The 21239-nt window shown below is 71.6% G+C and carries 19 protein-coding genes; 7 read left to right on the top strand and 12 right to left on the bottom strand.

All coding sequences use genetic code 11. From position 1 onward, the window contains the following. Positions 1-77: 77 nt before the first annotated feature. From GCG21_RS08185 to GCG21_RS08175, 3 genes are all read right to left on the bottom strand, one after another. Positions 78-1739: an MFS transporter gene (locus tag GCG21_RS08185; RefSeq protein ID WP_227993518.1), complete on the bottom strand. Its 1662-nt coding sequence runs from the start codon at positions 1737-1739 to the stop codon at positions 78-80. Positions 1740-1854: 115 nt separating this feature from the next. Then, positions 1855-2811, bottom strand: a complete 957-nt coding sequence (locus tag GCG21_RS08180; protein WP_152818919.1) for a site-specific tyrosine recombinase XerD — start codon at positions 2809-2811, stop codon at positions 1855-1857. Positions 2812-2825: 14 nt separating this feature from the next. Beyond that, the gene (locus GCG21_RS08175) at positions 2826-3728 is read right to left on the bottom strand and encodes a heme o synthase (RefSeq protein ID WP_228760149.1); all 903 of its coding nucleotides are present in this window, start codon (positions 3726-3728) and stop codon (positions 2826-2828) included. Between the two features lie 287 nt (positions 3729-4015). On the opposite strand from GCG21_RS08175, the gene tkt reads away from it, so the two are divergent. The 5 genes from tkt to pgl are packed head-to-tail and all read left to right on the top strand — an operon-like array spanning position 4016 to position 10489. Beyond that, positions 4016-6124, top strand: coding sequence for a transketolase (gene tkt, locus GCG21_RS08170; RefSeq protein ID WP_370517402.1), 2109 nt, complete (start codon positions 4016-4018; stop codon positions 6122-6124). A 39-nt stretch (positions 6125-6163) separates the two neighbouring features. Next, on the top strand, positions 6164-7267 hold the full coding sequence (tal, locus tag GCG21_RS08165) for a transaldolase (RefSeq protein WP_153877842.1): 1104 nt from the start codon (positions 6164-6166) through the stop codon (positions 7265-7267). Beyond that, a complete protein-coding gene (gene zwf, locus GCG21_RS08160; RefSeq protein ID WP_152818917.1) occupies positions 7267-8805 on the top strand; it encodes a glucose-6-phosphate dehydrogenase in 1539 nt (512 codons plus the stop codon). The genes tal and zwf overlap by 1 nt, the downstream gene beginning before the upstream one ends. Then, positions 8802-9740, top strand: a complete 939-nt coding sequence (locus GCG21_RS08155; RefSeq protein WP_153877841.1) for a glucose-6-phosphate dehydrogenase assembly protein OpcA — start codon at positions 8802-8804, stop codon at positions 9738-9740. The genes zwf and GCG21_RS08155 overlap by 4 nt, the downstream gene beginning before the upstream one ends. Further along, positions 9737-10489 carry a 6-phosphogluconolactonase gene (pgl, locus tag GCG21_RS08150; RefSeq protein ID WP_152818913.1) on the top strand — a complete coding sequence of 251 codons (753 nt, stop codon included), beginning with the start codon at positions 9737-9739 and terminating at the stop codon, positions 10487-10489. The genes GCG21_RS08155 and pgl overlap by 4 nt, the downstream gene beginning before the upstream one ends. Before the next feature lie 541 nt (positions 10490-11030). On the opposite strand, the gene GCG21_RS08145 is transcribed toward pgl, so the two are convergent. From GCG21_RS08145 to uvrC, 9 genes are all read right to left on the bottom strand, one after another. Next, positions 11031-11381, bottom strand: a complete 351-nt coding sequence (locus GCG21_RS08145; RefSeq protein WP_153877839.1) for an RNA polymerase-binding protein RbpA — start codon at positions 11379-11381, stop codon at positions 11031-11033. Positions 11382-11415: 34 nt separating this feature from the next. Continuing rightward, positions 11416-11661, bottom strand: a complete 246-nt coding sequence (gene secG / locus GCG21_RS08140) for a preprotein translocase subunit SecG (protein WP_153877838.1) — start codon at positions 11659-11661, stop codon at positions 11416-11418. Between the two features lie 170 nt (positions 11662-11831). Further along, the gene (gene tpiA / locus GCG21_RS08135) at positions 11832-12629 is read right to left on the bottom strand and encodes a triose-phosphate isomerase (RefSeq protein WP_370517401.1); all 798 of its coding nucleotides are present in this window, start codon (positions 12627-12629) and stop codon (positions 11832-11834) included. 12 nt (positions 12630-12641) lie between these two features. Beyond that, positions 12642-13841, bottom strand: a complete 1200-nt coding sequence (gene pgk / locus GCG21_RS08130; protein WP_152818909.1) for a phosphoglycerate kinase — start codon at positions 13839-13841, stop codon at positions 12642-12644. Between the two features lie 79 nt (positions 13842-13920). Continuing rightward, positions 13921-14925: a type I glyceraldehyde-3-phosphate dehydrogenase gene (gene gap, locus GCG21_RS08125; RefSeq protein WP_370517400.1), complete on the bottom strand. Its 1005-nt coding sequence runs from the start codon at positions 14923-14925 to the stop codon at positions 13921-13923. Positions 14926-15158: 233 nt separating this feature from the next. Further along, positions 15159-16139, bottom strand: a complete 981-nt coding sequence (gene whiA / locus GCG21_RS08120; RefSeq protein WP_152818977.1) for a DNA-binding protein WhiA — start codon at positions 16137-16139, stop codon at positions 15159-15161. Positions 16140-16156: 17 nt separating this feature from the next. Beyond that, positions 16157-17176 carry a uridine diphosphate-N-acetylglucosamine-binding protein YvcK gene (gene yvcK, locus GCG21_RS08115; RefSeq protein WP_152818907.1) on the bottom strand — a complete coding sequence of 340 codons (1020 nt, stop codon included), beginning with the start codon at positions 17174-17176 and terminating at the stop codon, positions 16157-16159. Then, positions 17173-18120 (bottom strand): RNase adapter RapZ, encoded by a 948-nt coding sequence (gene rapZ / locus GCG21_RS08110; protein ID WP_152818905.1) that lies wholly within the window; start codon positions 18118-18120, stop codon positions 17173-17175. Before rapZ ends, yvcK begins: the two co-directional genes overlap by 4 nt. Positions 18121-18132: 12 nt before the next feature. Beyond that, positions 18133-20172: an excinuclease ABC subunit UvrC gene (gene uvrC, locus GCG21_RS08105; RefSeq protein ID WP_152818903.1), complete on the bottom strand. Its 2040-nt coding sequence runs from the start codon at positions 20170-20172 to the stop codon at positions 18133-18135. Positions 20173-20205: 33 nt separating this feature from the next. On the opposite strand from uvrC, the gene GCG21_RS08100 reads away from it, so the two are divergent. Continuing rightward, positions 20206-20694 carry an OsmC family protein gene (locus GCG21_RS08100; protein WP_152818901.1) on the top strand — a complete coding sequence of 163 codons (489 nt, stop codon included), beginning with the start codon at positions 20206-20208 and terminating at the stop codon, positions 20692-20694. 84 nt (positions 20695-20778) lie between these two features. Beyond that, the gene (locus GCG21_RS08095; RefSeq protein WP_152818899.1) at positions 20779-21108 is read left to right on the top strand and encodes a DUF4342 domain-containing protein; all 330 of its coding nucleotides are present in this window, start codon (positions 20779-20781) and stop codon (positions 21106-21108) included. Positions 21109-21239 lie beyond the last annotated feature (131 nt).

Here is a 21239-nt window from a genome sequence, read left to right as displayed (position 1 = left end):
GGCCGAACGCTCCCGCGCCAAAGCACACCGCCGGACGACGCGCAATCCGTCTCGTTCGGGCCGCCCTCCCGAACGGCTCAGCGCTGCTCGCGCCCGGTGCCCTCGGTGCCGTCTGGGCCCTCTGTGCCCTCTCTGCCCACTCTGCCCACTCTGCCCACTGTGTTCTCTGTGCCCACTGCGTTCTCTGTGCCGGCCTCGGTCTCGGTGATCCCACCCGCGGACTCCCCCGGATCCTCGATCGTGCCGGTCTCGGCGACATAGCGCGCCTCGTCGTCCGTGGCGACGGTCGGGCTCCCGCCGGGGAGCCGCCGGCGCGCGGTCTCGGGCGTGAAGAACACGCACACGATTCCCACGATGCCGGCGACGATGAGGACGTAGGCGGGCATCATCTCGTTCCCGGTCCAGGAGACGAGCCCCTCGGAGATGAGCGGCGTCGTGCCGCCGAAGGCCGAGACGGAGATGTTGAAGGCCACCGCCAGCGCCCCATAGCGCACGTTCGTGGGGAACAGCGCGGGCAGGGTCGAGGGCTCCGTGCTGTTGAAGCACAACAACATGATGCCGACGATCAGCACCCCGAGGAACACCACGAGATGCTCACCGGAACGCATGAGCGCGAACGCCGGGATCGAGGCCACGACGAGAAGCCCACAGCCGGTCCACATGACCGGCTTGCGCCCGACCGCATCGGAGAGCCGCGCCACGAACAGCACCGCCGCCGCCAGCACGAGCATGACCGCGGTGACGATGACGAGCGCGACGGTGCTCGAGAGGGAGGCGATGCTCTCGAGGTAGGTCGGCAGGTACCCGCTGAGCATGTAGTTCGTCACGTTGAACGTGAGCACGAGCCCCATGCACACGAGCAGCCGCGGCCACTGCTCGACGACCGTCTGTCGGAATTGCTGGGCCCCGCCGCCCTCGGAGCCCGCCTTCTCCTCCTCGGTGAGCTTCTCGAAGGCCGGCGTCTCCTGGAGCCGCAGCCGCATGTACAGCGCGACGAGGCCGAGCGGCCCGCCGAGCAGGAACGGGATCCGCCAGCCCCACGCGAGCATCGCGTCCTGGGAGAGGCCCGCCGTCAACCCGGTGACGAGCGCCGCGCCGCAGATGTAGCCGGACAGGGTGCCCACGGGCAGGAAGCCCGCGAGGAATCCGCGGCGACGATCCGGGGCGTGCTCGTCGATGTAGGTCATCGCCCCGACGTACTCGCCGCCGGTCGAGAAGCCCTGCACCATCCGGGTGACCAGGAGCAGGATCGCCGCCCAGAAGCCGATGCCGCTCCCCCACGGGCCCCAGCTGTCATAACCCGGCAGGAGGCCCGTCGCCGTGGTCGCGCAGGCCATGAGCGTGATCGTGACCATGAGGACCCGCCGGCGTCCGATCCGGTCGCCCAGCGGGCCGAGCACGAACCCTCCGAGCGGGCGCACGAGGAACGAGGCGGCGAGGATCCCGAAGGTGCCGATCAACGAGGCCGTGCCCGAGGCGCCCGAGGGGAAGAACACCTGGGCGATGACGGTCGCGAGATAGGCGTAGACGCCGAAGTCGTACCACTCCATGAAGTTGCCGACCGCGGTCCCGGTCACCGATCGGCGCATCGCCTCCGGATCGGCGACCGTGACGTCCTCCAGCCGCCACGTCCGTCGGTGGACGGCCACCGCGGAGCCACCGTCGCCGCGCCCGGTGCCTCGCCCGTCGTCCTGCCCGGCATCTCGCCCGGTGTCTCGCCCGGCATCTCGCTCGGCCATGTCTTCAGTTCTACGCCCGACTCCCGCGCGGGGATACGGCTGCGGCGATCCGCGCGCGGAACCGCCGCGGCGGTCACGTCCCGGCCGAGGGAACCGTCTCAGCCGAGGGCGCGTCTCAGCCGAGGGCGCGGGGGTGAGCCGCGGTGTAGATCTCCCGGAGCGTGTCGGGGCTGACCATCGTGTAGATCTGGGTCGTGGCCACCGAGGCGTGACCGAGGAGCTCCTGCACCACCCGCACATCGGCGCCGCCGGAGAGCAGGTGCGTGGCATAGGAGTGTCGCAGGGTGTGCGGGGAGATGTGGGCGTCGAGGCCGCCGCGGTCGGCCGCCGCCTGCAGGATCGCCCAGGCGCTCTGCCGGGACAGCGGATTGCCCCGCTGGTTGACGAACAGCGCGCCGTGTCCGCCGCCGGCCTGCATGAGCACGGGTCGGCACCGCACGAGGTACGCCTCGATCGCCTCGACCGCGTACCGCCCGATCGGCACGACCCGCTCCTTGCGGCCCTTGCCGAAGAGCCGGATCGCGGGGGCCTGCCCCGTCTCGACGTCGTCGACCGCCAGACCGACCGCCTCGCTGATCCGGGCCCCCGTGCCGTAGAGCACCTCGACCAGCGCGCGATCGCGCAGGCCGAGCGGGTCCGGGGCCGCCTCGGCGCCCGAGAGCAGCCGGTTCACCTGGTCGAGCCCGATCGCCTTGGGCAGCGCCTTCATCCCGCCCGGGGGCCGCACCCGCCGCGACGGATCCTCGGCGGACCGCCCCTCCTGCAGCTGGAACCGGTGCCAGCCGCGCACGGCGACCACCGCCCGGGCCGTGGACGAGGCGGACAGCGCGCTGCCGCCGTCCGTACCCGTACGGAGGGCCTCGACGTACTCGGCGACATCCCGCTCCCGGACGCGGGCGACGTCGTCCACACCCCGCTCCTGCAGATACCGCACGTAGCGCTGCAGGTCGCGGCGGTACGCCGCCTGGGTATGGCTCGAGGCGCCGCGCTCGACCGCGAGATGGTCGAGGTACTGGCGCAGCGGCGTGCCCAGTCCGGCCGGGAGGTCCCCAGCGGTCCCGGGGCTGGTCATCGCGCCGGCACGGCTCAGAAGGGCAGGAACGGATCGACGAGCACGGCCAGGAACACGATCGTGAGATACGTGATGGAGCCGTGGAACACCTTCATCGCGAGCAGCTTGCGCGCACCGGAGCGTGCCCGGCGCCACAGCTGCACGCACAGGAGGCCGAACCAGGCACCCGCGGCGAGCGCCACGATCCCGTAGAACCAGCCCATCCCGGCGACCGGGACGAGCGCGAGGGAGCAGCCGATCATCGCCGCCGCGTAGGCGACCATCTGCCAGGCCACGAGCGGCGCCGGAGCCGAGACGGGCAGCATCGGCACACCCGCGTCGGCGTAGTCCTTCTTGAACTTCATGCTCAGCGGCCAGTAGTGGGGCGGGGTCCAGAAGAAGATGATCCCGAACAGCAGCACGGGTGCCCAGCCGAGCGAATCGGTCACGGCCGCCCAGCCGATGAGCACGGGCATGCAGCCGGCCGCGCCGCCCCAGACGATGTTCTGGGTGGTGTGGCGCTTGAGGAGGATCGTGTACCCGATCGAGTACATGGCGTTCGCGGCGAGGGCGAGCCAGGCCGCGAGCCAGTTGACGAGGAGTCCGAGCCACAGCACCGAGGCCGCGGCGAGCACGAAGGCGAACACGAGCGCGGCGACCGGGCTCACGACCCCGGTCACGAGCGGACGCTTCTGCGTGCGGCTCATGATCGCGTCGATGTCGCGGTCGTACCACATGTTGAACGTGTTCGCGCTGCCGGCCGCGAGGGTGCCGCCGATCACGGTCGCGATCACGAGCAGGAGGCCGTCGAGTGCGCCCTCCCCGGGCCAGCCCCCGGCCGCGAGGACCATCGTGGGCACGGTGGTCACGAGCAGGAGCTCGATGATGCGCGGCTTGGTCAACGCGACGAAGCCGCCGATGCGATCGCGGACGCTCACCGCTCCGGAGCGCCGGCTTCCGAGGTTCGGCGCGGTCGAAACGGGAGGATGCGCCACGTCTGAGAACTCCTGAGATCAACGGGCGACCTCTGCGCGGTCACCCAGCACGATGCGAACCCCTCCAGTCTAGGCGACGCCCACCGGGGACCGAAGCCGACGACGAGGAGTGGACGCCCGTGCGGCCGGACGATCGCAGCCACTATCCTCGATGGAATGGATCCGCGCGCCGATCGTGCGTCGGCGCGATTCTCGAACGTCAGAGCCACATCGGCTGGAAAGTAGGCCCCGTGAACGTCTCCGCCCCGAAGGTCGCCTCCCTCAACTGGTCTGAGGTCGATGTCAAGGCCGTGGCCGTGGCCAAGGCACTCGCCGCCGACGCGGTCGAGAAGTGCGGCAGCGGCCACCCCGGCGCGCCGATCAGCCTGGCCCCCGCGGCCTATCTGCTCTACCAGCACGTCATGACCTCCGACCCGGCCGACCCGCACTGGCTCGGCCGCGACCGCTTCGTGCTCTCGAACGGCCACGCCTGCCTGCTCCAGTACATCCAGCTGTACCTGGGCGGTTTCGGCCTCGAGCTCGACGACATCGAGCACCTGCGCACGTGGGGCTCGCGCACCCCCGGGCACCCCGAGGTGAACCACACCCCGGGCATCGAGGTGACCACCGGGCCGCTCGGTCAGGGGATCGCGATGGCCGTCGGGGTCGCGATGGCCGCGCGCCGTGAGCGCGGGCTCCTCGACCCCGACGCCGCGCCCGGAACCTCCCCGTTCGACCACCACGTCTACTGCGTCGTGGGCGACGGCTGCCTGCAGGAGGGCGTCTCCTCCGAGGCCTCCTCCCTCGCCGGCACGCAGAACCTCGGCAACCTCATCACGATCTGGGACGACAACCGCATCTCGATCGAGGGCCACACCTCGATCGCGTTCACCGAGGACGTCTGCGCCCGCTACGAGGCCTACGGCTGGCACGTGCAGGAGGTCGACTGGACCCACGGCGGCACCGAGTACTTCGAGGACGTCGACGCCCTGCACGCCGCGCTCGTGGCCGCGAAGGCCGAGCGGGACCGCCCCTCGTTCATCCGCCTCAAGACCATCATGGCCTGGCCGAGCCCGACCAAGCAGGACACCGGCGACGCCCACGGCGCCAAGCTCGGCACCGAGGAGGTCGCGGGCCTGAAGGAGAACCTCGGCCTCGACCCCGCGGGGATCTTCGACGTGCCCGCCGACGTCATCGACCACACCCGCGGCCTGGTCGAGCGCGGCGCCGCGCTGCGGGCGCAGTGGGACGTGAGCTACGAGGCGTGGCGGCAGGCGAACCCGGAGCGGGCGGCCCTGCTCGACCGTCTGCGCGCCCGCGAGCTGCCGGGCGGCTGGGACGCCGTCCTCCCGCACTTCCCCGCGGGCACGGCCGTGGCCACCCGCGCCGCCTCCGGCAAGGTGCTCGCCGCCCTCGCCCCGGAGCTGCCCGAACTGTGGGGCGGCTCGGCCGACCTGGCCGGGTCGAACAACACGACGATGCCGGACGTGCCCTCGTTCTTCCCGGCGGAGCGCTCGAGCGACACGTTCGACGGCAACGAGTACGGGCGCACCCTGCACTTCGGGATCCGCGAGTTCGCCATGGCCGCGATCCTCAACGGCATCTCGATCAACGGCCTCACCCGCGCCTACGGCGGCACGTTCCTCACGTTCTCCGACTACATGCGCCCGGCCGTGCGGCTCGCGGCCCTGCAGGAGGCCGGGAGCATCTTCGTGTGGACCCACGACTCCATCGGACTCGGGGAGGACGGCCCCACCCACCAGCCGATCGAGCATCTCGCCGCGCTCCGGGCGATCCCGCAGCTGTCGGTCGTGCGGCCCGCGGACGCGAACGAGACCGCCGCGGCCTGGGCCGAGGTGCTGCGCCGCCCCGGCCACGCCGCCGGCCTCGCCCTCACCCGCCAGGGCGTGCCCACCTTCCCGCGCGGGACGGACGGTTTCGCGAGTGTGGACGGCGTCGCCCGGGGCGCGTACGTGCTCATCGACTCCTCCACGCCCACCCCGGACGTCATCCTCATCGGCACCGGTTCCGAGGTTCAGCACGCCGTGGCCGCCCGGGAGCAGCTCGAGGCCGCCGGGATCGGCACCCGGGTCGTGTCCGCGCCGTGCCTCGAGTGGTTCGACGCCGAGGACGCCGAGTACCGCGAGTCCGTGCTGCCGGCGGCCGTCCGGGCCCGCGTGAGCATCGAGGCGGGCGTGGCGATGCCGTGGTTCAAGTACCTCGGCACCGCGGGCCGGGCCGTCTCGATCGAGCACTTCGGCGCCTCGGCGGACGCCGCCACGCTGTTCCGCGAGTTCGGCTTCACCCCCGAGGCCGTCGTGGCCGCGGCGAAGGAATCGATCGCGGCCGACGCCGGTTGACACGGGTAGACCAACGAACTCAACGATCGAGGAGCTACGGTGACGAAGACAGCTTTGGACAGACTCAACGACGCGGGCGTGGCGATCTGGCTCGACGACCTCTCCCGGGAGGCGCTGGGTGACGGCAGCCTCGCGGACCTCATCGCGACGAAGAACGTCGTGGGCGTGACGAGCAACCCGACGATCTTCCAGAAGTCGGTCGGCGACGGCACGGCCTACGCCGAGCAGCTCGCGGACCTGGCGGGCCGCGGGGTGAGCGTGGCGGAGGCCGTCACGACCATCACGACCGACGACGTCCGGGCGGCGTGCGACCTGTTCCTGCCCACGTACGAGGCGACCGGCGGCAAGGACGGTCGCGTCTCGATCGAGGTCGATCCGCGGCTGGCCCACGACACGGACGGCTCGGTCGCCCAGGCGTTCGAGCTCGCCCGGATCGTCGACCGACCCAACCTCATGGTCAAGATCCCGGCCACGGTCGAGGGGCTGCCCGCGATCACCGCGGCCACGGCTGCGGGGATCAGCGTGAACGTCACGCTCATCTTCTCCCTCGACCGATACCGGGCGGTGGCGACCGCGTTCGTCGACGGCCTGGAGCAGGCGCGGGCCGCGGGCATCGACCCGGGTACGATCCGCTCGACCGCCTCGATCTTCCTCTCCCGGATCGACGTGAAGGTGGACGACCGGCTCGACCGGATCGGATCCCCGGAGGCGCTCGCCGCCCGAGGAACGATCGCCGTGGCGAACGCGCGCCTCGCCTACGAGGTGTACGAGGAGATCTTCTCGGCTCCGAGGTTCGCCGACCTGGCGGCGGCCGGGGCGCACGCCCAGCGGCCGCTGTGGGCCTCCACCGGCACGAAGAACCCGGAGTACTCCGACACGAAGTACGTGGACGAGCTCGTGACCGACGACGTGGTGAACACGATGCCACACGCGACCCTCGAGGCGGTGCTCGACCACTCGCGCGCGGGCGCGGACACCGTTCGCGGCCACTACGACGAGGCCCGGGCGGCCATGGCGACCGTGACCGAACTCGGCATCGACCTGGACGCCGTCATGGCCGAGCTCGAGGCCGAGGGCGTGGAGAAGTTCGAGAAGTCGTGGCAGTCCCTCATCGACACCGTCTCCGCCGAGATGGGTCGTTGATGGCAGGGCCGTCCGCCGCCGGCGCCAATCCGCTCCGGCTGGAGGGCGACCGCCGTCTACCCCGGATCGCGGGCCCGTGTTCGCTGGTGATCTTCGGGGTCACCGGCGACCTGGCCACGAAGAAGCTCATGCCGGCGGTCTACGACCTCGCCAACCGCGGACTCCTGCCACCCGGCTTCGGCCTCACCGGGTTCGCCCGCCGGGACTGGGAGACCCAGGACTTCCAGCAGATCGCGCACGACGCGGTCCGCACCTACGCCCGCACCGAATTCCGTGAGGAGGTGTGGGAGCAGCTCTGCAAGGGCGTGCGGTTCGTCTCCGGCGAGTTCGGCGACGATCACGCGTTCGAGAAGCTCGCCGAGACGGTCCGGGAGCTCGACACCGAGCGGGGCACGGGCGGGAACCACGCGTTCTACCTGTCGGTCCCGCCGGGTCAGTTCCCCCTCGTCTGCCGCCAGCTCGCCGAGTCCGGGCTGTCCCGGGGCGGGGAGGGCTCGTGGCGGCGGGTCATCATCGAGAAGCCGTTCGGGCACGACCTGCTCAGCGCCCAGGCGCTCGACGACGTGGTCTCCGAGGTGTTCCCCCCCGATGCGGTCTTCCGGATCGACCACTACCTCGGCAAGGAGACGGTGCAGAACATCCTCGCGCTGCGCTTCGCGAACCAGATGTTCGAACCGATCTGGAACAACAACTACGTCGACCACGTGCAGATCACGATGGCCGAGGACATCGGCATCGGCTCCCGAGCCGGCTACTACGACGGCATCGGCGCAGCCCGGGACGTGATCCAGAACCACCTGCTCCAGTTGCTCGCGCTCACCGCGATGGAGGAGCCGGTCTCCTTCGACGCGGACGATCTGCGGGCCGAGAAGGAGAAGCTCCTCTCGGCCGTGCGGCTGCCCGAGGATCTGGCCGCGCACACCGCCAGGGGCCAGTACCTGGGCGGCTGGCAGGGCGGACACGAGGTGGTCGGGTTCCTCGACGAGCAGGGGATGAACCCCGAGTCCGTCACCGAGTCCTATGCCGCGATGCGGCTCGACATCGACACCCGCCGGTGGGCCGGCGTGCCGTTCTACCTCCGTACCGGCAAGCGGCTCGGCCGCCGCGTCACCGAGATCGCGGTCGTGTTCAAGCGGGCGCCCCACCTGCCCTTCGACTCCGAGGCCACTCAGGAGCTGGGGCAGAACGCCGTCGTCATCCGGGTCCAGCCCGACGAGGGGGTGACGATCCGGTTCGGCTCCAAGGTGCCGGGCACCTCGATGGAGGTGCGCGACGTGACCATGGACTTCGGCTACGGGCACGCGTTCACGGAGGCCTCCCCCGAGGCCTACGAGCGGCTCATCCTCGACGTCCTCCTCGGCGACCCGCCGTTGTTCCCGCGCCAGCGCGAGGTGGAGCTGTCGTGGGAGATCCTCGATCCCATCACGGAGTACTGGGCCACTCACGACCGGCCGGACACGTACCGTCCCGGCACGTGGGGGCCGGCCTCCGCCGACGCGATGCTGGCCCGGGACGGCCGGAAATGGAGGCGACCGTGATCGTCACGCTCGAAGGAACGAACACCGGCGAGATCGGCTCCAAGCTGCTCGAGTTGCGGGAGGAGGGCGGGGTCGTCGCACTCGGTCGCGTGCTCACCCTCATCGTCGTCGCCACCGGCGGCGACGTCGAACGCACGATCGCAGCGGCGAACGATGCGAGCCGCGAGCACCCGAGCCGGGTCATCGTCGTCGACGGTTCTCAGCCGGAGAACGGCGGCCGGATCGACGCCCAGATCCGCCTCGGGGCCGATGCGGGGGCGAGTGAGGTGGTCGTGCTGCACACCTCGATCGAGGAACACCTCTCCCCCGACACCCTCGTCAATCCGCTGCTGCTGCCGGACACGCCGATCGCGGTCTGGTGGCGCAATCGGGCACCCGAGAGCATGAGCGGCAGCCTCATCGGCGCGATCGCCCAGCGGCGAATCAGCGACGTGCTCGCCGGCGACGACCCGATCGGCGACCTCTACGCCCTCGCCGAGAACTACGCCCCCGGCGACACCGATCTGTCGTGGGCCCGCACCACCCTGTGGCGCGGGCTCGCCGCCGCCGCCCTCGACCAGCCTCCGCATCAGGCGGTCGACTCGGTCGAGGTGTGCGGCAATGCGCGCCGACCGTCCGTGCGCCTGTTCGCCGCCTGGTTCGCCTACGCCCTCGGTGTGCCGGTCCGGGTGGTGCACGAGGAGGACGCGACGGCGATCACCGCGTTCCGGCTCTTCCGCCAGGCCGGGATGATCTGCATGCGGCGTCCCGAGGGCAGCGCCGTGCTCACGATCACCGCCCCCGGGCAGCCCGAGCAACAGATCGCGATGCCGCTGCGGACCACGGCCGACTGCCTCATGGAGGATCTGCGCCGACTCGACGCCGACACCATCTACGGCGCCACCCTGACGCAGGGACTGTCCGCCATCACCATCTCCGAGGAGGTCCTGCCATGAGCGCCCCGGCCCGTGAGCGCGCCGTCATCGTCCACCCCGATGCCCGCGCCCTCGCCCGCGCGACCGCAGCCCGGCTGCTGCTCGCCCTGATCGACGCCCAGGCCGTGCGCGAGCACGTGCACGTCGCCGTCTCGGGCGGTTCCGTGGGCACCGAGGTGCTCGGCGCGGTCGCCGAATCCGACCTGCTCGACCTGGTCGACCTCGGCTCCGTGCACGTGTGGTGGGTCGACGAACGGTTCGTGCCCGCCGCCGACGCCGACCGGAACGCCGTCCAGGCCCGCGACGCGCTCTTCGACCGGATCGACCTGCCGGCGGAGAACCTGCACCCGATGCCCGCCTCCGACGAGGGGCTCGCCCTGGCGGAGGCCGGCGATCGGTACGCGGCCGAGCTCGCCCGCTTCGCCCCCGACGGCGAGCCGCAGCCGGTGTTCGACGTCGTGCTGCTGGGGATGGGTCCGGACGGGCACATCGCCTCCCTGTTCCCGGGGCACGCCGGCCTGACGGCGACCGGTGTGACGGTCGTCGAGGCGGACTCCCCCAAGCCCCCGCCGGAGCGTGTCTCCCTCACCTTCGAGTCGATCAACACGGCCCGGCAGGTGTGGCTGGCCGCATGGGGTGCGGGCAAGGCCGACGCCGTCGCCTCCGCCCTGCGGGACGAACCGGTCTCCACGACGCCCGCGGCCGGGGCGCGTGGCCGGGAGGTCACGCTGTGGATCCTCGACCCGGCGGCCGCGAGTCGCACGGCCTGACGCGGCCTCCGGCAGATCGGCCCAGCCGAGCCCGCGGGGAAACTCCTCGGTGCACCGCACCGGCTCCCCACCCCGCACCGAGTCGACACCCGGCCCCCGGGCAGGATCGGGGACGATCCCCGGTGCCCGACACCAGCAAGTCTCCCCGCACAGACGCGGCAGCATCAGGCGCGGCCCAGCCGAGCCCGCGGGGAAACTCCTCGGCGCACCGCACCAGCTCCCCACCCCGCACCGAGTCGACACCCCGCCCGCGGGCAGGGTCGGGGACGATCCCCGGTGCCCGACACCAGCAAGTCTCCCCACACCGACGCGGCAGCATCAGACTCCGCCCAGCCGACCCCGCGGGGAAACTCCTCGGTGCACCGCACCGGCTCCCCACCCCGCACCGAGTCGACACCCCGCCCACGGGCAGGATCGGGGACGATCCCCGGTGCCCGACACCAGCAAGTCTCCCCACACCGACGGGGCAGCATGCCGGCAGGCGCACGAACGCCCGCCGCCCCTCACGGGGTGCGGCGGGCGTTTCGGAAAGTCGGCTGTGTCAGCCGCCGCGGCGGGCGCGGAGCGCGGCGAGCGCCTCCTCGAGCAGGGCGGCGCCGTCCTCCTCGGAGCGTCGTTCCTTCACATAGGCCAGGTGGGTCTTATAGGGCTCGTTCCGCGGCGGGGCCGGCGGATTCTGCTGGTCCTGCCCGGCGGGAAGTCCGCACCGCGGGCAGTCCCACGTCTCGGGGATCGCCATCCCCGGTTCGCCGGCGAAACTCGGGCGCACCTCGTGCCCGGTCGCGCACCAGTACGAGACCCAGACCCGTGGGGCCGCCTCGCCCCGCTCGGCCTCGCCCATCGGCCCCGCACCGACGCGGGACCCTCGAATAGCATTACCGCCTGTGACCACAGGGAGACTCCTTCAGAGGTGGAACCGACTCGACTCAGAAGTCGAACTTGCCCGCAAGGTTCAACAGCACGATCACGATGACCCAGACGGCGCTGCAGCCGATCGTGATCCGGTTGAGGTTCCGCTCGGCCACACCGGAGGAGCCCATGCGCGAGGAGACACCGCCACCGAACATGTCGGAGACCCCGCCGCCGCGGCCCTTGTGCATGAGCACGCTGAGCACGAGGAGCAGGCTCGTGATGATGAGCAGGATCTGGAGGGTGAGGCGAAGCGCGTCCACTCGGTTTCCTCTGTTGGTTCGGGGTGATCCGGGGCACGACTAAGTGACCTGGATTCTAGGGACGTGGATAGTTTACGCGATATCCGGCGGCGCCGCGACGAGCACCGCCGCGACCGCGCGCCGTCGCCGGCCGGGAGGCGTGTCCCGGCCGGCGACGGCGGTGGAGCGACTCAGGCGCCGGTCGTGTGCGACTGGTAACGCACGATCGCCGCGAACTCCTCGGCGTCGAGGCTCGCGCCGCCCACGAGGGCACCGTCGACGTCCTCCTTGACCATGAGGGCCGCGACGTTGCCGGACTTGACCGACCCGCCGTAGAGGATCCGCACGGCATCGGCGGTCTCGGCCGAGTACAGCTCGGCGATACGCCCGCGAATCGCGGCGCAGACCTCCTGCGCATCCTCGGGAGTGGCGACCTCGCCGGTTCCGATCGCCCACACGGGCTCGTACGCGATGACGCTGCGGGCCACGTCGTCGGCGGAGATGCCGGCGAGGGCGCCGTCGACCTGGGCGAGGGTGTGGGGCACGTGCTCGCCGGCCTTGCGCACCTCGAGGCCCTCCCCGACGCAGACGATCGGGGTGATGTCGGCCGCGAGTGCCGCCGTCGCCTTGGCGTTGACGACGGCCTCGTCCTCGCCGTGGTACTGACGGCGCTCCGAGTGCCCGATGACGGCGTAGCTCACGCCGAGCTTGCCGAGCATCGTCGCGGAGATCTCGCCGGTGTAGGCGCCGGAGGCGTGGGCGGAGATGTCCTGGGAGGCGTAGCCGATGCTCAGCTTGTCGGCGTCCACGAGGGTCTGGACCGAGCGCAGGTCCGTGAACGGCGCCGCGACGACGACCTCGACGGCGCTGAAGTCGTGCTTGACGTCGCCCAGGGTCCAGGCGAGTTTCTGCACGAGGTGCGTGGCCTGGTGGTGGTCCAGGTTCATCTTCCAGTTGCCCGCCATGAGCGGGGTACGGGTGGTGGCCACGTGGGCCCCCTTTCAGTGAGTGAGGACGTCGATTCCGGGCAGGGTCTTGCCCTCGAGGAACTCGAGGGAGGCCCCACCGCCGGTGGAGATGTGGGAGAAGCCGGCCTCGTCGAAGCCGAGGAGCCGCACGGCCGCGGCGGAGTCGCCACCGCCGACGATCGAGAACGCGCCGGCCGTGGTCGCCTCGACCATCGCGGCCGCGACGGCCTTGGTGCCGCCCGCGAACGCGGCGAACTCGAACACGCCCATGGGACCGTTCCACACGACCGTCTTGGCGTCGCGGATCGCGTCGGCGAACGCCACCGAGGCGTCCGGGCCGATGTCCAGGCCGAGCTGGTCCGCGGGGATCGCGTCGGCCGCCACGACGGTCGCCGGGGCGTCGGCCTTGAACTCGGGCGCCACGACGATATCGGCGGGCAGCACGATCTCCACGCCGCGCTCGGCGGCGGTGGCGAGGTAGCCGCGGACCGTCTCGATCTGGTCGGCCTCGAGCAGGGACTTGCCCACGTCATGGCCCTGGGCGGCGAGGAACGTGAACACCATGCCGCCCCCGATGAGGAGCCGGTCGGCCTTGGTCAGCAGGTTCTCGATCACGCCGAGCTTGTCGGAGACCTTGGAGCCGCCGAGCACGACGACGTACGGCCGGGCCGGGTCCTCGGTGGCCTTGCTCAGCGCCGCGATCTCCTTGGCCACGAGCAGTCCCGAGGCGGCCGGCAGCAGCGTGGCGATGTCGTAGACACTCGCCTGCTTGCGGTGCACGACCCCGAACCCGTCCGAGACGTAGGCGTCGGCCAGGGCGGCCAGCTCGCCGGCGAGCTCGGCCCGGGCGGCCTCGTCCTTGGAGGTCTCACGGGCGTCGAAGCGGACGTTCTCGAGCAGGGCGACCTGGCCGTCGGCGAGACCGGCGGTCACCGCCCGGGCCGAGGGACCCACGAGGTCGTCTGCGAGAGTGACGGGCGCGCCGAGGAGCTCGCCGAGGCGGGCGGCGACGGGGGCGAGCGAGTAGGCCGGGTCGACCTGCCCCTTGGGGCGGCCGAGGTGGGCCATGAGGACGACCCGGGCTCCGGCGCCGGTGAGCGCCGTGATGGTGGGCAGGGCGGCGCGGATGCGGCCGTCGTCGGTGATGGTCGTGCCGTCGAGGGGCACGTTGAAGTCGGCACGGACGAGCACGCGCTTGCCGCGCAGGTCGCCGAGCGAATCGATGGTCTTCATGAATCCTCCGCATCAGTGCGCCCGCGGACCCCTCGAGGGATCCGCGGGCGCAGCGATCACTGGTTGGTCAAGCTGTGTGTCAGAGACCGGCGCCGACGAGCTTGGTCAGGCTGACGAGGCTCGTGGAGTAGCCCCACTCGTTGTCGTACCAGGAGACGACCTTGACCTGGTTCCCGCTCACCTTGGTGAGCTTGGAGTCGAAGATCGAGGTGTGCGGGTTCGAGATGATGTCGGAGGAGACGATGTCCTCGTCGACGTACTCGAGCACGCCGGCCAGCGGGCCCTCGGCCGCGGCCTTGACGGCGGCGTTGACCTCGTCGATGGTCACCTCGCGGTTCGCGGTGAACGTGAGGTCGGTGGCCGAGCCGGTGATGACCGGAACGCGCAGGGCGTACCCGTCGAGCTTGCCCTTGAGTTCGGGCAGCACGAGCGAGACGGCCTTGGCGGCGCCGGTGGAGGTCGGCACGATGTTCAGCGCGGCGGCGCGGGCGCGGCGCAGGTCACGGTGCGGGCCGTCCTGGAGGTTCTGGTCGCCGGTGTAGGCGTGGATCGTGGTCATGAGGCCACGCTCGATGCCGATCGCGTCGTTCAGGGCCTTGGCCAGGGGCGCGAGGCAGTTCGTGGTGCACGACGCGTTCGAGATGATGTGGTGGCTCGCCGGGTCGTAGCTGTCGGAGTTGACGCCCATGACGAACGTCGCGTCCTCGTTCTTCGCCGGGGCGGAGATGATGACCTTCTTGGCCCCACCGTCGATGTGGGCCTTGGCGGCGGTCGCGTCCGTGAAGAAACCGGTGGACTCGATCACGATGTCGACGCCCAGCTCGCCCCAGGGCAGGTTCTTCGGGTCCCGCTCGGCGAACGCGCGCACCTTGGCTCCGTCGACGATGATGTTCTCGTCGTCGTAGGTGATGTCGTCGCTCAGCTTGCCCTGCACGGTGTCCCACTTGAGCAGGTGCGCGAGGGTCTTGTTGTCGGTGAGGTCGTTCACGGCGACGACCTCGATGTCGGCGCCCGAGGCGACGACTGCGCGATAGAAGTTTCGGCCGATGCGGCCAAAGCCGTTGATTCCGACGCGGATGGTCACAGTTTTCCTCCTGGCGCGCACCCGGCGCGCAAAATAGCGTCCGATGGTCACTGCTGCACCGTGGGAAACGAGCGGGCTCGCGGGCACAGCAAAGGTGAGGACTACTCGGCTAGGGGCGCCATCGTCGTCCTCACGCCTCCTACTTTACTACGTCTTGGCGCGCCGCGGATACGGGTGCCGCGGAGTGAGACCGGAGTCTCACTCGCGGCGCGCGTCGATACCGCACGTCGGGCTTACAGGTCGAGCATGTCGGGGGTCAGGCCCGCCTCGGTGTCGGGCACCCCGGTCTCGTGCGCCTGCTTGTCGGCCATCGCCAGAAGACGGCGGATCCTCCCGGCGATCGCGTCCTTCGTCAGCGGGGGCTCGGAGAGTTGGCCGAGCTCCTCGAGGGAGGCCTGCTTGTGTTCGAGCCGCAGGGTGCCGGCCTGGCGGAGGTGATCGGGCACGTCCTTGCCGAGGATCTCGAACGCGCGCTGCACGCGGGCGCCCGCGGCGACGGCGGCCTGGGCGGATCGGCGCAGGTTCGCGTCGTCGAAGTTCGCGAGCCGGTTGGCGGTGCCGCGCACCTCCCGGCGGATCCGTCGCTCCTCCCAGGCGAGCACGGCCTCGTGGGCACCCATCCGGGTGAGCATGGCGCTGATGGCGTCGCCGTCGCGGATCACGACCCGGTCGACCCCGCGGACCTCCCGGGCCTTGGCCCCCACGTCGAAGCGGCGGGCCGCACCGACGAGCGCGAGCGCGGCCTCCGGTCCGGGGCAGGTGACCTCGAGCGAACTGGACCGGCCGGGCTCGGTGAGGGAGCCGCGGGCGAGGAACGCCCCGCGCCAGGCGGCGACCGCGTCGGTGAGCGAGGCGGAGACCACCTGCGGCGGCAGGCCGCGTACGGGACGGCCGCGGGAGTCGAGGAGACCGGTCTGGCGGGCGAGGGCTTCGCCGTCCTTGACGACGCGCACGACGTAGCGGTTCCCGCGCCGGAGCGCGCCGCCGGAGACGACGATCACCTCGCTCGCGTGCCCGTACACCTCGGCGATCGCGACCCGCAGCCGGCGCGCGGCGATCCCGGTGTCGAGTTCGGCCTCGATGACGATCCGGCCGGAGATGATGTGCAGCCCGCCGGCGAACCGCAGGGTCGCGGCCACCTCCGACTTCCGCGCGGAGACCCGCTCGATCTGCAGCCGGGCCAGTTCGTCCTTGACGGTCGCCGTGAGCGACATGGCCGATGCCGGCGCGGTCATTCGGCGTGCTCCCCGACGTCGCCCATGGTCCGCTCGAAGGCGTCCCGATACGCGGCGGCCAACCGTAGATTGTCGTGCCGCGGGGTCCCGTCCCCGGCACTCACCTGGCGCAATAACACCCGAGCTCCTACTTCCTTGGCACTGTCGGCCAGGTCGTCCACGTCCTCCACCGCGCTGGGGTCGGCGATGATGACATCGATGTGCTGAGCGGGAGCGTACTCCCGGAACGACCGGACGTGATCGGCTGCTGAGAAGCCGGCGGTCTCCCCCGGCTGCGAGGCCAGGTTCAGCGTCAGGGCCAGTTTAGCGCGCGTGGCGCGCAGCGCATCGGCGAGCTCGGGCACGAGCAGGTGTGGCATGACCGACGTGTACCAGGAGCCGGGTCCGAGCACGACCCAGTCGCTGCGCCGGATCGAGGTCACGGCCTCCGGGCACGCGGGCGCGTCGGGCGGGCAGAGGCGCACCTGGTGCACCCGACCGGACGTCACGGCCACGCGGCTCTGGCCCCGGATCAGCTGGGTGCCGGGCCAGCCGGGGTGGCTGATCTCCGCCTCGATCTCGAGCGGCACGGCGGCCATCGGCAGCACCCGGCCGTCGGCGTCGAGGAGCCGAGCGATGAGGTCGAGGCCCGCCACCTGGTCGCCGAGCAGCTCCCACAGCGCGACGATGAGCAGGTTCCCCACCGCATGCCCGTTGAGCGGGCCCGAGCTGGTGAAGCGGTGCTGGAGCACGTCGCGCCAGGTCTGCCCCCAGTCGGACACGTCACACAGGGCCGACAGCGCCATCCGCAGGTCGCCCGGGGGGAGCACGTCGAGTTCCTGCCGCAGCCGCCCCGAGGAGCCGCCGTCGTCCGCGACCGTGACCACGGCCGTCAGGTCGGAGGTGAGGTGGCGCAGCGCCGAGAGCGTGGCGGCGAGCCCGTGCCCGCCGCCGAGGGCCGTGACCTTGAGCGGCGCCGGCCGCGTGGGCGGCGTCACCCCCGGGGGGAGGTGCCGGGGCGTGGCGGGCAGGCTCATTCCCGCCCCAGGTCCCGGTGGAGGGTGCGCACGCTCTGGCCCGCGGCGCGCAGCCCGGCGGCGATCGCCTCGGTGATGGCGACGGAGCGGTGCTTGCCGCCGGTGCAGCCCACCGCGATCGTCACGTACGGCTTCTGCTCGTGCACGTAGCCGTCGAGCACCCCGGCGAGGAGTTCGACGTACCTCTCGATGAACACCTCGACGCCGCTGCGGCCGAGCACGTAGTCGCGCACCGGGGCGTCCTTGCCGGTGAGGTTGCGCAGTTCCGTGACCCAGTACGGGTTGGAGATGAAGCGCACGTCGACCACGTGGTCGGCGTCGAGCGGCAGCCCGTACTTGAACCCGAAGGAGACGACGTTGATCCGCAGCGCCCGGTCGGTCTCGCCGGCCACGACGTCGCGGACCATCCGGGCCAGGTCGTGCACGGACAGGTCCGTCGTGTCGATCGTCACGTCGGCGCGGGTGCGCAGGTGGGCGAGCAGGGTGCGCTCGTGGGTGATGCCGTCGAGCATCCGACCCTGCCCCTGGAGCGGGTGGGGGCGCCGGTTCGACTCGTAGCGGCGCACGAGCTCGGAGTCGTCGGCGTCGAGGAAGACGATCCGGTAGTCGATGTTCTGGGAGCGCAGGTCGGCCAGCGCGCCCACGAGGTCCTCGAAGAACTGGCCCGAGCGCACGTCGACGACGGCCGCGAGCCGGTGCACGCCGCCGGAGCCCTGGCTCATCATCCCCGAGAGCACGGCGAGCAGCTTCGGCGGCAGGTTGTCGACGACGTACCAGTCGAGATCCTCGAGCACGGCGGCCGCCCGGGAACGGCCCGCGCCGGACATGCCGGTGATGATGATGATCTCGGGGCGGACGTCCGGCACCGGGGCCGCCTGCTGCTCGAGCACCGGAACGCCGGTGGGCACGGTGAGCGGGTTGGACGGGTCACTCGGGGCGGTCATGCCCCCAGGATGTCACGACGGGGGCGCGGACGGACCCGAGTGCAGCGCCACCACGATGGCCTGGGCGAGCGCCGGCCCGATTCCCGTCACCGCGGCTAGTTCCTCCGGGGTAGCCCGGCGCAGCGCCCGGACGGAGCCGAACGCCGCGAGCAGGGCCCGCTGCCGCGCGGGGCCGAGCCCGGGCACGGCGTCGAGCTCCGAGCGGGTCATCCCGGTCGAGCGCCGCTTGCGGTGGTGGGTGATGGCGAACCGGTGCGCCTCGTCGCGGAGGCGCTGGAGCAGGTAGAGGCCGGGGGCCGTGCGCGGCAGCACGACCGGATAGTCGTCGTCGAGGAGCCAGACCTCCTCGAGCCGTTTCGCGAGACCGACGAGGGCGACGTCCGTGATCCCCAGCTCGTCCAGGGCGCGCGCGGCGGCCGCGACCTGCGGCCGGCCGCCGTCGACGACCACGAGGTTGGGCGGGTAGGCGAATCGGCGTGCGCGCCCCGGCCCGGCGGCCTCCGTGCCTGTGGACGACGCCGCCTCGCCCGGGGCGTCCGGCTCGCCGCCCGTGGCGGCCGATTCGCTGGCCCGGGCGGCGGCCTCCTCCTCCTCGGTGAGCACCCAGCTGCCGTCGCTGCGGGCCGGGCTGCCGGAGTGGTCGCGCAGGTAGTGCCGGAACCGGCGGGTGATCACCTCGGCCATGGCCTCGGTGTCGTCGCGGGCACCCTCGCCGTCCGCGCCGCGGATGTTGAACCGGCGGTATTCGCCCTTGCGGGGCAGGCCGTCCTCGAACACGACCATCGAGGCCACCTGGTTGGTGCCGCCGGTGTGGGAGACGTCGTAGCACTCGATCCGCAGCGGCGAGGTGTCCAGGTCGAGGTGCTCCTGCAGGTCCGCGAGCGCCTGCGAGCGGGCCGTCAGGTCGCCGGCGCGGCGGGTCTTGTGCAGCGCGAGGGCGTGGTCGGCGTTGCGGCGCACGGTCTCGGCCAGGGCCCGCTTGTCGCCGCGCTGCGGGGTGCGGATGCGCACCTTGGCGCCCCGCTTGGCGGTGAGGAAGCGTTCGAGCTCGGCGTGATCGGTCGGCTCGGTGGGCACGAGGATCTCCTTCGGGGTGGCGTCGCGGTCGCCGGCCGGGGCGTCCCCGTAGACCTGCAGGAGCAGGATCTCGACGAGCTCGGCCTCCGAGGCGTCCTCGACCCGTTCGGTCACCCAGCCGCGCTGGCCGCGCACCCGGCCCTCGCGCACGTGGAACACCTGCACGGAGGCCTCGAGGTCGTCGGCGGCCATCGCGAAGATGTCGGCGCTCGTGCCGTCGGAGAACACGACGGCGTTCTTCTCGACCACCTTGGTCAGCGCGGCCAGGTCGTCGCGGAGCCGCGCGGCCCGCTCGAAGTCGAGCTCCGCCGAGGCCTCCCGCATCTCGGCCTCGAGCCGGCGCGTGTACGGTCCGGTCGCCCCGGCCATGAAGTCGCAGAACTGCTCGGCCAGGTCGCGGTGGTCCTCGGGGCTGATCCGGCCCACGCACGGCGCCGCGCACTTGTCGATGTAGCCGAGCAGGCACGGCCGGCCCGACTGCTCCGCGCGCCGGTACACCCCGGCCGAGCAGGAGCGGATCGGGAACACCCGCAGCAGCAGGTCGACGGTCTCCCGGATGGCCCACGCGTGGGAGTATGGCCCGAAGTAGCGGGTGCCGGGCTTCTTCGCCCCGCGCATGACCTGGGCGCGCGGGATCGTCTCGCCCATGGTGACCGCGAGGTAGGGGTAGGACTTGTCGTCGCGGTACTTGACGTTGAACCGCGGGTCGAACTCCTTGATCCACGCGTATTCGAGGGTGAGGGATTCCACTTCGGTGGCCACGACGGTCCACTCGACGCTCGCGGCCGTGGTGACCATCTGGAAGGTGCGCGGATGCAGGCCGGCGGGATTCTGGAAATAGGAGGAGAGCCGCTGCCGGAGCGACTTCGCCTTGCCCACGTAGATGACCCGGCCGACCGCGTCGCGGAACTTGTACACCCCGGGCTCGGCGGGGATCTCCCCCGCCTTGGGGCGATAGGTGGACGGATCGGCCATACCCGACAGCCTAGTTCGCGCTAGCGTGTGGTCATGAGCGGCGTGCACTCCTACACCGTGAACGTGCTGTGGACCGGGGCCGGGACGTCCGGCACCGAGTCCTATACCTCCTACGCCCGCGACCACGAGGTCGTGGTCGCCGGGAAGCCCGCGATCGAGGGGTCCTCGGACCCGGCCTTCCGCGGCGACGAGTCCCGCTACGCCCCCGAGGAGCTCTTCGTGGCCTCCCTCTCGCAGTGCCACATGCTCTGGGCGCTGCAGATGGCCGCCCGCGCCGGCGTGCGGGTGGTGGGCTACTCCGACCGGGCGATCGGCGCGATGCGCATCCAGTCGGTCGGCGGCGGCCAGTTCATCGGCGTGACCCTGCATCCCCAGCTCACCGTCGCCGACGAGGTGGACGAGGAGGCCGTGGCCCGCATCCACGCCGACGCCCACGCGTACTGCTTCATCTCCCGCTCGGTCAACTTCCCCGTGCGGATCTCGCCGGTGACCACGATCGTCGCCGCGCCCGAGCATCCCTGAGCCACCGGCGGGCCTCACCCGACCAGCATCCTCGATGGTCCCCGAACACGGTGGTCCCCGACCACAGAGAGCGGACATGATCCCATGAACGATTCCAAGCAGGGCGAGGCCTGGTACGAGGAGTTCAAGGTCGCGGGCGACAATCTCGTGGCGAAGGTCAAGGAGCTCGTCGCCGAGGGGAACGTGCGCCGGGTCTACATCAAGAACGACTCGGGGCGCACGCTGCTGGAGATCCCGCTCACGGCCGGGGTCGCGGTCACAGCGGCCGCCGCGATCCTCGCCCCAGTGCTCGTGGCCGTCGGCGCCGTCGCGGCGCTGCTCACGAGCGTGACCGTGGGCGTCGAGCGGGTCGGCACGAGCGAGGGCGACGCACCCGCCGACCCGGACGACGAGGTGGACCTAGGCCACTCCTAGCGTCACTGGCCGCTCAGCGTCTCGAACCCGTCAGGCTGTGGCCGTCTCGACCTTCTGCGCCTTCGACGAGGCACCCGCCTCGTGAGCCTCACCGCTCGGCGCGAGCCGCTCCCTCACTGAGACGGTCGCAT

Source organism: Pseudactinotalea sp. HY160, from assembly GCF_009372055.1.
GTDB lineage: Bacteria > Actinomycetota > Actinomycetes > Actinomycetales > Beutenbergiaceae > HY158.
This window is presented reverse-complemented; position numbering and strand designations above follow the sequence as displayed.

Bases quoted from the DNA above. Each gene is read 5' to 3' on its own strand.
- GCG21_RS08185 (WP_227993518.1), bottom strand. From the start codon at position 1,739: ATGGCCGAGCGAGATGCCGGGCGAGACACCGGGCGAGATGCCGGGCAG.
- GCG21_RS08180 (WP_152818919.1), bottom strand. From the start codon at position 2,811: ATGACCAGCCCCGGGACCGCTGGGGACCTCCCGGCCGGACTGGGCACG.
- zwf (WP_152818917.1), top strand. From the start codon at position 7,267: ATGGCAGGGCCGTCCGCCGCCGGCGCCAATCCGCTCCGGCTGGAGGGC.
- pgl (WP_152818913.1), top strand. From the start codon at position 9,737: ATGAGCGCCCCGGCCCGTGAGCGCGCCGTCATCGTCCACCCCGATGCC.
- pgk (WP_152818909.1), bottom strand. From the start codon at position 13,841: ATGAAGACCATCGATTCGCTCGGCGACCTGCGCGGCAAGCGCGTGCTC.
- whiA (WP_152818977.1), bottom strand. From the start codon at position 16,139: ATGTCGCTCACGGCGACCGTCAAGGACGAACTGGCCCGGCTGCAGATC.
- yvcK (WP_152818907.1), bottom strand. From the start codon at position 17,176: ATGAGCCTGCCCGCCACGCCCCGGCACCTCCCCCCGGGGGTGACGCCG.
- rapZ (WP_152818905.1), bottom strand. From the start codon at position 18,120: ATGACCGCCCCGAGTGACCCGTCCAACCCGCTCACCGTGCCCACCGGC.
- uvrC (WP_152818903.1), bottom strand. From the start codon at position 20,172: ATGGCCGATCCGTCCACCTATCGCCCCAAGGCGGGGGAGATCCCCGCC.
- GCG21_RS08100 (WP_152818901.1), top strand. From the start codon at position 20,206: ATGAGCGGCGTGCACTCCTACACCGTGAACGTGCTGTGGACCGGGGCC.
- GCG21_RS08095 (WP_152818899.1), top strand. From the start codon at position 20,779: ATGAACGATTCCAAGCAGGGCGAGGCCTGGTACGAGGAGTTCAAGGTC.